General features: G+C 46.1%; 8 protein-coding genes, 1 pseudogene and 1 riboswitch. Of the genes and pseudogenes, 4 read left to right on the top strand and 5 right to left on the bottom strand.

Annotated elements, in window-relative coordinates; all coding sequences use genetic code 11:
* Nucleotides 1-309: 309 nt before the first annotated feature.
* A riboswitch (cyclic di-GMP riboswitch) is annotated at nucleotides 310-394 on the bottom strand.
* A gap of 172 nt (nucleotides 395-566) precedes the next feature.
* The 3 genes from ACQY6Q_RS10215 to ACQY6Q_RS10225 all read left to right on the top strand — a co-directional run bounded on the left by ACQY6Q_RS10215 (nucleotide 567) and on the right by ACQY6Q_RS10225 (nucleotide 3889).
* Complete coding sequence (locus tag ACQY6Q_RS10215) at nucleotides 567-2216, top strand: response regulator (protein ID WP_427980982.1); 1650 nt, start codon at nucleotides 567-569, stop codon at nucleotides 2214-2216.
* A 127-nt stretch (nucleotides 2217-2343) separates the two neighbouring features.
* Nucleotides 2344-3324: an ion channel gene (locus ACQY6Q_RS10220; RefSeq protein ID WP_427980985.1), complete on the top strand. Its 981-nt coding sequence runs from the start codon at nucleotides 2344-2346 to the stop codon at nucleotides 3322-3324.
* Between the two features lie 82 nt (nucleotides 3325-3406).
* Nucleotides 3407-3889, top strand: coding sequence for an FKBP-type peptidyl-prolyl cis-trans isomerase (locus tag ACQY6Q_RS10225; RefSeq protein ID WP_427980988.1), 483 nt, complete (start codon nucleotides 3407-3409; stop codon nucleotides 3887-3889).
* Nucleotides 3890-3939: 50 nt separating this feature from the next.
* On the opposite strand, the pseudogene ACQY6Q_RS10230 reads toward ACQY6Q_RS10225, so the two are convergent.
* The 5 genes and pseudogenes from ACQY6Q_RS10230 to ACQY6Q_RS10250 form a co-directional block, all read right to left on the bottom strand.
* Nucleotides 3940-5192: pseudogene (locus tag ACQY6Q_RS10230) on the bottom strand (glutamate-5-semialdehyde dehydrogenase).
* A gap of 9 nt (nucleotides 5193-5201) precedes the next feature.
* On the bottom strand, nucleotides 5202-6311 hold the full coding sequence (proB, locus tag ACQY6Q_RS10235) for a glutamate 5-kinase (RefSeq protein ID WP_427980991.1): 1110 nt from the start codon (nucleotides 6309-6311) through the stop codon (nucleotides 5202-5204).
* 107 nt (nucleotides 6312-6418) lie between these two features.
* Nucleotides 6419-6814, bottom strand: a complete 396-nt coding sequence (gene crl / locus ACQY6Q_RS10240; RefSeq protein WP_427980994.1) for a sigma factor-binding protein Crl — start codon at nucleotides 6812-6814, stop codon at nucleotides 6419-6421.
* 74 nt (nucleotides 6815-6888) lie between these two features.
* Entirely contained in the window at nucleotides 6889-8106 is a 1218-nt protein-coding gene (locus ACQY6Q_RS10245; RefSeq protein WP_427980997.1) for an alpha/beta fold hydrolase, read from the bottom strand.
* A gap of 110 nt (nucleotides 8107-8216) precedes the next feature.
* Nucleotides 8217-9506: an NCS2 family permease gene (locus ACQY6Q_RS10250; RefSeq protein ID WP_427981000.1), complete on the bottom strand. Its 1290-nt coding sequence runs from the start codon at nucleotides 9504-9506 to the stop codon at nucleotides 8217-8219.
* A 401-nt stretch (nucleotides 9507-9907) separates the two neighbouring features.
* On the opposite strand from ACQY6Q_RS10250, the gene ACQY6Q_RS10255 reads away from it, so the two are divergent.
* The coding region (locus ACQY6Q_RS10255) for a M20/M25/M40 family metallo-hydrolase (protein ID WP_427981003.1) at nucleotides 9908-10641 on the top strand (734 nt) is incomplete at its 3' end.

The raw sequence follows: 10641 nt of genomic DNA on the forward strand, positions 1-10641 counted from the left end.
TTCGGTGGTTCGAATCCACCTCCCTCCACCATCTTTATAAAAAAAGACATCTTTAAGATGTCTTTTTTTATGCCTGAAATTTAGCTTGGAGTCACTTGTTCTGCAATTAACAAGATTAGCGAAACGGCACAACTTAGGCAGCGACTGAAGCGCTGGACAAGAATAGAAAAAAGTGGCGGCGGCAGAAACAAATACGCCAAGCTAAATATCAGCTTGGCGTTCCAACCAAATACGGAAAGTAATAAACGGTAAATAGACTAACTTACTAAGCAGCAAATGAAACCTAAAGGGTTTAATTTACTACTCAACTAAGGCGGTCCAGCCATCTTAAGACAACGTCTTAAGACCTGTAACTTTCCGACCTTGGATCACTCCAAGTTTGGCTTTGACTCAGCGTTGATATGACCAGAAGCCCTACCAACTGCTTAATATTAAATCAACCAAGGCTAGTTTTGCAAGGGTTAATAGACGATACTATTGTTGAGCTAACTGTCTATACTTACACTACTTTATTTACCGCCAATCAGCATACACTTCGGCGAGTTAAAAGGATAAAAAACTCAGTAATGGCGACGCAATACAATTACAGCGACAAGAAGATACTCATTGTTGATGATCAAAGAGCTTTTCAAGTGATGCTTAAAGCCATGCTGCAAAACTTTGGCGCAACGGATGTATTTTTTGCTAATACCGGCGAAGCCGCGGTAAAAGCCTGCCGCAAACGTAAGTTTGATATTTTATTAGTCGATTACAATTTGGGAACCGGTAAAAATGGCGGCCAGCTACTTGAAGAGCTGCGAGTTAGTAAACTGTTAGATGTCGATGCTCTATTTTTCATTATCAGCGGTGATAACAATAAAAGTATGGTATTAAGTGCGCTGGAAATGGAACCAGATGAATTTATCACCAAACCGTTTTCTCAGTTTCAACTGCACAACCGTTTAGCCCGAGCCAACCTAAAACGTCAAAGCCTCCGCGGCATATATCAAGCCTTAGCCGAAAAAAAGTATCACAAAGTTATCGAACTGTGCGATGAGCAAATCGAACAAGACAGCCGCTACAGTAACTATTGCCGAAACCTGCGAGTGGAAGCACAAATAGCACTAGAGGAATACAGCGCAGCTAAAGACGCTTTAGAAGCAATATTAAAAGAGCGCAAACAAACATGGGCTAAGGCGACTTTAGGGCGAGTATATTTACTGTTAAATGACAATAAAAATGCCATTGAAACCTTAAATCGCTCAGTGGCAGAAAGCCCACTGTTGCTTACCGCCTACGATTGGTTGGCTCGCGCCTACCGAGCCGAGGGTGAACTAGATAAAGCCCTAGAAACCGTGCTAAAAGCATCAAAACTAGCGGTAAACAGCCTAGAACGGCAACAATTGCTTGCCGAATTAGCAATGGAGTCCGGCGACCTCACTTTAGCCAAAGAAACCTTTTCGACCATCTTACAACTGGCGCGCCGTTCCATTCATCGCGGCCCCCATCACCTTTGTAACTATGTACGTAGCCTTATTGATGAAGCGCAAAGCGAAGACGATTTGTATCGGAAGAACCGCTTGTTGCAAGAAGTGAACTCCGTGTTATTTCATGCCAGGCGTGAAGAAGGTAAAGATGATGATTTCAACTTTGATGCCTTTGAAGGCATTAGTCAGGCTCGAGTACACGCTACCAAAGGCGAGTTAAATAAGGCCAAACGCCTGCTTTTTGACAGCCATGAAGGTTTACTAGACGCCCCTAATAAAGTTAGTGGAGAGCTGTTACCGGATACTTTCCTGACGTTAAACTCCGTCGGCGAATTTGAATACGCCATGCCCTTTGCCGAAGAACTAGAAAAACGCCAAGGCATTGACCCTGTATCTCTTCAGTCTGCAAAAAAAGTACTCAAAGCTGAAGACTTTGAATTAAAACTTGGGCAATTCCGCGAATACAACAAAATGGGCATCGAAGCCTATGAAGAACATCGCTATCAGGATGCGATTAATTACTTCGACAAGGCTCTCAATGTGGCGCCGGGCAATACTGGTGCCATACTCAATAAAATTCAGGCGATATTAAAGCAGCTCAACCAAAACCCTAAAGGCATGAGCGGCCAAATGCTCAGCGAGTGTAAAACAACGATTAAACAGCTAGATGGTTTGAAACTCAACGACAACCATGCGGAACGCTACTCCACTTTAAAAAATGAGTTTCAACAGTTAGGCAGTAAAAAATAAGCTGAGTTTATGCCTAAGCCAATCAAGCTAACTCGCAAATTTTCCCACATACAATACAATTAAACACTGAGCCACTATAAAAAGTGGCTATAGATCAACCTGTTGCTCTAAGTGAGGAGCACCTATTATGGCTTCGTCTCAAACTTGCTGCTACCAAGATAGTTCCGGTGCCCGCTGTACCGCAACGGCAGAAAACCAGGGGTTTTGCTTTTGGCACGACCCCGAGGCTGACAAAAGCGGCGAACACGTTAAACAACAATTAGAACACTATGCCCAAAACGGCGGTTTGTTGCGTGGTATCCTACTGAAAAACGCCCAGTTAGCCGACATTGACCTAGTTAAATGTAATAGCAAGCAGGGCTATGATATGAGTGGCGCCGACTTATATCGAGCCAATCTAAATGGCGCCCACTTATTTAACTTGCAGCTGCGCCATGGCAGCCTTATGAAAGCCGATTTACGTAATGCCAACCTCAATCATACCGACCTAAGCCTAAGCAATTTATTAGGCTGCAAAATGGATCATTGTAAATGCGATAGCCTTCGCGTAGGTGAGCAGCTCTTACAAGAGCAATGGGCCGAGCAAGCCAAGCAGCAACAAGACTTCGCGGCAATGAAAGACTATTACCAGCAAGCAGAGGAAGTATACCGTAGCCTACGTAAAATGACGGAGGCTGAAGGACTATTTACCACCGCTGGGCAATTCCTACGTAAAGAACTCACCATGCGTCGCTACCAATTACCCAAATACTCTTACCGGCGCATCATCTCTAAAATAGTTGATTGGGTGTGTGGCTATGGAGAGCTACCAGTGCGCGTTGTACTCACCTCCATGATGATCATTTTAAGCTGCGCATTAATTTATTTTTTTACCGGCATTCACTTCAACGGTAATATCGTGGCGCTTAACCTTGAACATAGCCTTGAGCAAAACCTCATCGCCTTTGCCGAGTGTCTTTATTATAGCGTGGTCACCTTCACCACCCTCGGCTATGGTGATTTTACGCCGGTGGGGCTTTCTCGCGTTTTTGCTGCCATTGAAGCCTTTAGCGGTAGCTTCATCATTGCCTTATTTGTAGTGGTATTTGTAAAGAAAATGACCCGCTAATATCATAAAAATGAAGTGCTTTTTCGCTTCGAGTTACGTAAAGTGCTGCAAACCCTGATTCATTTAACACAAGGACTTTACTTTGAAATTTGTGGTTCTAGCCATACTTGCCATTTTTGTCGTTCTGTTTTTACTTAGAGCCAACAATAATGGCAAAGTCGTCAAGCAAAACCGTCAACTAGGTCAAGCGTTTCTCGATAAAAACGGCCAACAAGAAGATGTGGTTACCACCGACTCGGGTTTACAGTACAAGGTTCTAGAAGACGTCGTTGAAGGGGCTGGAGACACCCCGTCCCCCACCAGCACCGTGACCGTGCATTATCACGGCACCTTAATCAATGGATTAGTTTTTGACAGCTCAGTAGAGCGAGGCCGCCCTGCTCAATTTCCACTGGGGCAAGTTATCGCCGGCTGGACCGAGGGCTTACAGTACATGCATGTGGGCGAAAAGTTTCGCTTCTTCATTCCTAGCCAGCTGGCTTACGGTGACCGCAGTGTGGCATCAATTCCGGCAGGTTCGACCTTGATATTCGACGTAGAGTTATTGTCGATAGATAAACCCTAATAAAAAGCCTGCAGTCAGTGCAGGCTTCTAGCATGGGTATTGAGTAGTGCTTAAGGGCGAGACAACATATCGCCAATACCAATCCACTTATAAGAGGTTAACTCGCTTAGCCCCATGGGGCCGCGTGCATGTAGTTTTTGAGTAGAGACGGCCACTTCCGCCCCCAAGCCAAATTGCGCACCATCGGTGAAGCGGGTTGAGGCATTCACGTACACCGCTGCCGAACCTGCCGCATTGACGAAACGCTCTACCGACTGCAAGTTATTCGACAAAATGGCATCGGAGTGGCTAGCATTGTGAGTGCGCATATGAGCAATCGCTTCATCAACGTCGGCCACAACCTTCACCCCTAAGGTATAACTTAACCATTCGGTATCAAAATCCCCTTCCCCGGCAGCTTGTAAATCTTTGGCGGCACTAAGCCCAGCCATGGCATTTTCGGTGGCCACCAATTTAACTGACGCTTGGTTCATTCGCTGAGCCAACATCGGCAATAATTCAGCGGCAGCATTCTGGTCAACCAACAGGCTATCTAAGGCGTTACAGGCGGAAGGACGCTGTACTTTAGCGTTCTCAATCACATCAAGGCAGCGCTTAAATCAACCGAATCATCCACATAAATATGGCTAATGCCAAAACCACCAATAATCACCGGAATAGTACTGTTTTCCTGACACATTTTATGCAAACCGGCGCCACCACGTGGAATAATCATGTCGACGTACTCGTCTAAGCGCAGCAGTTCGGCCACTAACTCACGATCAGGTCTTTCAATGTATTGCACCGATGCCGCTGGCAAGCCAGCTTGTTGCAAGGCCAACTGAATCACCTTAACCAGCGCCATGTTGGAATGGAAAGTTTCTTTACCACCACGCAAAATACTGGCGTTACCCGTTTTAAGGCACAGCGCTGCAATGTCAATGGTCACATTGGGGCGAGCTTCGTAAATTACGCCCACTACACCCAGCGGTACACGGCGACGCGACAAACGTAAGCCGTTTTCCAATACTCGGCAATCCATTTCACTGCCAATGGGATCTTCCAGAGAAATCACGTTACGCACGTCATTGGCAATTGCCGCCAAACGCTCGCCATTTAACATCAAGCGGTCTAATAGTGCCGCAGATAAGCCCGCTTCACGGGCGGCATCTAAATCGATTTTATTAGCCGCTAAAATGGCCTCTTGTTGCGCCTCTAGCTGCTCGGCAATCGCTGCTAATGCTGCATTTTTTTGGCGGGTTGTTAAGGTGGCCAACTCAAAACTGGCTTGTTTTGCCTGTTGCCCAAGCTCTTGTAAACTCATTGGATATTCCTATTTCAATACTAAATCGTCTCGATGGACCGCTACCGAACCATAACCATAGCCCAGTACCTTATCGATCTGTTCTGAATGTAAGCCTTTAATTTTATTCATATCTTTGGCTTGATAACGACAAATCCCACGGGCTATTTCGCGTCCTTCCAAGTTTATTAGGCGCACTGCATCACCACGATTAAACTCCCCCTTAACGCCACAGATCCCCTTCGGCAACAAACTTGAACCGCGTTCAACCACCGCTTTGCAAGCGCCATCATCTAGCACTAACTCACCATGCGGAGGTGGGCCTGCCAAGATCCACTGCTTGCGGTTTTCTAAGGGGGTGGAAGTGGGGCAAAAACGGGTACCTACGTTGTGCCCTTCTATTAAACGAGTAATAACACTTTCTTTATGGCCTGCTGCAATCACCACCTCTATTCCGGCCCTGCCGGCAATTTCAGCGGCCTGCAATTTAGTGGCCATACCGCCGGTACCCAAACCACTAATACTGTCACCTGCTAAGGCACGAATAGCAGGGGTGATTTCGCTCACTTCTTCAATCAATTTAGCTTCCGGATTATTTCGAGGATCGGCAGTAAACAACCCGGGTTGGTCGGTCAGTAACAACAGTTTATTAGCTTCGCCTAGAATGGCCGCTAGTGCCGATAAGTTGTCATTATCGCCCACTTTTATTTCGGCGGTAGCCACCGCATCATTCTCGTTAATAATGGGAACAATGCCGTGTTTTAACAAAGCCTTAAGCATGTCCTTGGCATTTAAAAAACGCTCGCGGTCTTCTAAATCGGCGCGGGTCAATAACATTTGCCCCACGTGAATGTCGTAAATATTAAATAAGCGCTCCCAGGTTTGAATCAAACGACTCTGCCCTACCGCGGCCAGCATTTGTTTGTTTGCAATAGTCGGCGCAATATTGCCATGAGTTAGCGACAGATGCTCTCGCCCTGCAGCAATCGCTCCCGATGTAACTACGATCAATTGATGACCAGCCTTGCGCAACAAGGCGCATTGACGCACTAACTCAATCATATGGGCACGATCAAGTTTAGAAGTGCCGCTGGTTAGCACACTGGTGCCTAACTTAACGACAATGGTTTGCTTCGACATGCTTATTTACTATTCCAACTAGGCTAAAACGCAAAGCCTGTATTCTACCTGATAATCATCTGACGCACAGAGCCTGTGCGCCATTTTTTTGCGGAGCGCTGCGCCAGCTAAGCTGCCGGCAGCGCCAAATTGGGGGATAAAGAGGGAGCGGCGTTAATTTCTAGACCTAAGGCTTGCAAAGTATCAAGCAACTTAGGATAAAACGCGTTAAGTGAATCTTCTACCTCAGCTTGAAACTTACTGGGGATTTTATCTTCCTGCCACTCGCCCTGTTTGTCGTAAAGACCAAACCAGTAGTGGTACTCGAAACGCTCTTGATTAACCCTTAATTCAAACCACCAGCCATAAAACTCGCGTTTATCGGCGGCAGGTTTAGCGCTCACGCAAGAGGCTAAGCAGTCAAAGAAATACAACTCTGAACTGCTGTGTTCCTTACGAAAATAGGGCCCCATTGCAGTAAACTTAGAACATAATTTTCCGTGGCTTGGCCAAGTCACTTCCATGCGAATATTCTCTCCACAGTGATTGATGTATTAAGAACGTATCCTAAAACTATAATGACCACAATTAAGCCAAATCACAATTGCTTTTGTAGCCAATGCGTGACCTCGGTGAAGATTTGATCATAATTTTCTAAAGAATCTAGTTCTTTTAATAATTGCACTTGGCAATTTCTTGATGCAGAACTGAGTAGCGATAAATCCGCTTCCGGGCTAATTAAATCGTTCTTGCGCCCCACCACAAACATCGGAATAGGCGTGCGAGCTCCGCCTAATAGGCCTTGAGTTTTCAACGATAAGGGAAGACAACGATAGAATAGGCTTTCTTTATTAGCCGAATTAACGCCACTGCGATTGGCCAGACAATCTTGATACATTTGCGGCAAGCTTTGAAAGCGTTGAACATCGGTAAACAAACGGTCCACCGGCGCACCAATGGTGACAATAGCACGCAAACGCTCTGCCGCAATAAAGGCTAAACGCGCCGCCACATTACCCGCGAAACGATAACCCAACATGGCCACGCGCCCATGGTCAACCCATGGAATTTCCGGTAAATAATCTAAAATAGCCAAATGGATACGGCTGCTGTCCTGTTGTAAGCGCCAATGACTACAGTGCCCCGCTCCGGGTAAATCCACACACAACATGGCAAAGCCGGCTGGCGCTAAAAAGCGTTCAAAAAATGGGTAAAGCTCGGTTTGAATAGTATCTAAGCCGCCACTCACCAATACCACCGGTTTCACCGAGTCAGTATCGGGAAGGTGTAAATAACAAGGCACTCGCTTATTGTCTACTGGGATCTCAATAACCTTACAGTGGTAAGGACTATGCTCCATTGCCGCAACAAAATTAGTATGAGCCAGAGCCTGTGCGGTGGTGGCGAGATCGTCCCCTTTAAAATGCGGGTAAGCAGCAATGGTAGCACTGTAACTAGCTAACAGGTATTGCTGCTTGGCTTGTTCTTTTTGCTCTTGTTGGGCGGCTTCTTTAGCGGCCACCTGACACTTAACGGCCCGCTGCATCCATTCATAATTCCAGTTGCCAGATTGATAGCCGCCGACAGTGTCTAATAATTCGCTGGTTCGCGGTTTATCAGACATCGCAATAGTGGCAAAAAGGCTTTCGGTTTCAATCGGATCAAGGCCTAGCCATGCCCAATATTCGCGGCGTAAAACGCGATACCACTTACGCGACTCATCCTGGCCGTGGGCGGTTAACTGCGCCGCCTCCGAGTTAGAAACTGTGGAAGTTTCCACCACATTAATTCGTGGTTTAAATAAAATTTCTGACAAATTTTCCTTCACAGCACACTCTCACTCAATGAATAGTCAACGAAATATACCACAAAAAAAAACCGCCACTAGGTGACGGCTTTCATAAGATCATACTCTAACTGATTAATTTAAAAGAAAGCAAACTTCAGTGCGAAAACAACCGCCAGGACCCAAACGCTAAGAGGCACCTCTTTGTAGCGCCCAGCAAGCAACTTAATTACCGCATAAGCAATAAAGCCTAATGCAATGCCATCGGCAATAGAGAAGGCTAAAGGCATTAAAATAGCCACAATGGCAGCGGGAGCTGCTTCAGTTAAATCAGTCCAGTCAACATTAACCAAACCAGACAACATTAAGGTACATACGTAGAATAAAGCGCCAGCCGTGGCGTAGGCTGGAATCATTCCCGCAAGAGGCGAGAACAACAAGGCCAAAATAAACATGATGCCCACAACCACCGCCGTTAAACCGGTACGACCACCTTCTTCCACGCCAGCACCACTTTCAATATAAGAAGTGGTACTTGAAGTGCCTAATAACGAACCGGCTATGGTGGCGCTTGAGTCGGCTAATAAGGCTTTCTTAAGATTAGGTAAACGACCTTTTTCATCGAGCAAGTTACCACGTTGAGCCACTGCCGTCAGAGTGCCGGCGGTATCAAATAGGTCTACAAATAGGAATGCAAATATCACACTGATCATGCTCACATCTAAGGCGCCCATGATGTCTAATTGCAAGAAGGTCGGTGCTGGGTTAGGTGGCATAGAGATAACACCGTGGTATTCGGTGTAACCCAACATAATAGACAGTACCGTAATGGCCAAAATTGAAATCAGCACACCGCCTTTGATTTTGCGGTATTCAAGACCAATTATCAGGAAGAAGCCCAAGGCAGCCAAGATCATTTGATGGGGATTTTCGTGGCCAAGGCTCACTAAAGTAGCTTGGTTATCAACCACAATGCCGGCATTTTTAAGCGCAATAAAACCAAGGAACAGACCAATACCGGCGGCAATACCTACCCGTAAGGTTTGGGGAATCGAGTTGATGATCCACTCACGAACCTTAAATAGGCTCAAGCTAATGAATACCACACCCGATAGGAATACGGCACCTAAGGCAACTTGCCAAGTATGGCCCATACCTAACACCACACCGTAGGTGAAGAAGGCGTTTAAGCCCATACCTGGGGCAAGAGCGATGGGGTAATTTGCGTAGATCCCCATGATGAAACAACCAATGGCTGCGGCCAAACAGGTTGCAACAAACACTGCACCAGCATCCATTTGGGTTGCTGCTAACATGCTAGGGTTAACGAAAATAATGTAGGCCATGGTTAAAAAGGTGGTTAAACCTGCAATGACCTCAGTACGCACATCCGTGCCATGCGCCTTAAGTTTAAATAGTTTCTCTAACATAACGGTGTATGTTCCTTGGACTGACAGTAATTTATTTGGCTCACCAATAAGCTCCGTTTTGCTATTGGTGAAAATCGCGTCGCATTATATTCATGCTACTACCAAGAAGCCATAGCTGGTTGGACCCAACCTGCGCTAGATCAGCAAAAAAAACCGAATTTACCAACTTATCCTGTTAATATTCCCTAGAAAAGCCTAGTAAATTGGTTTATCTGCGTGTAATTAAGCTTTTTTCACGGTGAACAACGTGCTAATCAAAGACACAATTAAGCTTAAGCTGAAAGCAGCCCTGCCTGAAACATGTAAATATTCTATAAAAAAGCGAAAAATTAGACTTATATTCAATATTCTTAGCTGATAAAGTCATATTCATTCTATATTCACAGTTACAAGGTGATTTTGTGTCTTCATTATCTTCACTACAGCCACAGGCCTTATGGCAACACTTCGAAACAATCTGTTCGATTCCTCATCCTTCTAAACATGAACAAGCCATGATTGACTGGTTACTCGCTTTAGCTAGCGAGCACCAACTAGAGCACTTTCAAGATTCGGTAGGCAATGTCATCATCAAAAAGCCCGCCACCCCAGGTATGGAAGATCGCCAAGGCGTCATCTTACAGGCTCACCTCGACATGGTGCCTCAAGCCAATAACGATACTCAGCACGACTTCACCCAAGACCCTATTCGCCCATACATCGATGGAGAATGGGTCACCGCACAAGGCACCACACTGGGCGCCGACAACGGCATTGGGCTGGCCTCGATAGTGGCAGTTCTCACCAGCAAAGAGCTGGCTCACGGGCCAATTGAAGCACTACTTACCATTGACGAAGAAGCAGGCATGACCGGTGCTTTTGGCCTAGAAGCCGGTGTATTGGAAGGTAAACTGCTGATTAACACCGACTCAGAGCAAGAAGGTGAAGTATATATGGGCTGTGCCGGTGGCGGCGATACCAGTATTAGCTTTGTCCTTGAACAACAAGCCAGCTTACCACAACAAGCTGCCATGCAGCTCAGCATTAAAGGCCTTAAGGGTGGCCACTCGGGTTGTGATATTCACACAGGCCGCGCCAATGCCAATAAATTACTATTACGTATACTCGCCGCCATGCAGCAGCAAGGGTTAGAGCC

Origin of the sequence: Agarivorans sp., from assembly GCF_050295395.1 — a bacterium.
Taxonomy (GTDB): Bacteria; Pseudomonadota; Gammaproteobacteria; order Enterobacterales; family Celerinatantimonadaceae; genus Agarivorans.

Excerpts from the sequence above, each read along its gene's own strand:
- ACQY6Q_RS10215 (WP_427980982.1), top strand. The coding sequence starts at position 567 with ATGGCGACGCAATACAATTACAGCGACAAGAAGATACTCATTGTTGAT.
- ACQY6Q_RS10220 (WP_427980985.1), top strand. The coding sequence starts at position 2,344 with ATGGCTTCGTCTCAAACTTGCTGCTACCAAGATAGTTCCGGTGCCCGC.
- proB (WP_427980991.1), bottom strand. The coding sequence starts at position 6,311 with ATGTCGAAGCAAACCATTGTCGTTAAGTTAGGCACCAGTGTGCTAACC.
- crl (WP_427980994.1), bottom strand. The coding sequence starts at position 6,814 with ATGGAAGTGACTTGGCCAAGCCACGGAAAATTATGTTCTAAGTTTACT.
- ACQY6Q_RS10250 (WP_427981000.1), bottom strand. The coding sequence starts at position 9,506 with ATGTTAGAGAAACTATTTAAACTTAAGGCGCATGGCACGGATGTGCGT.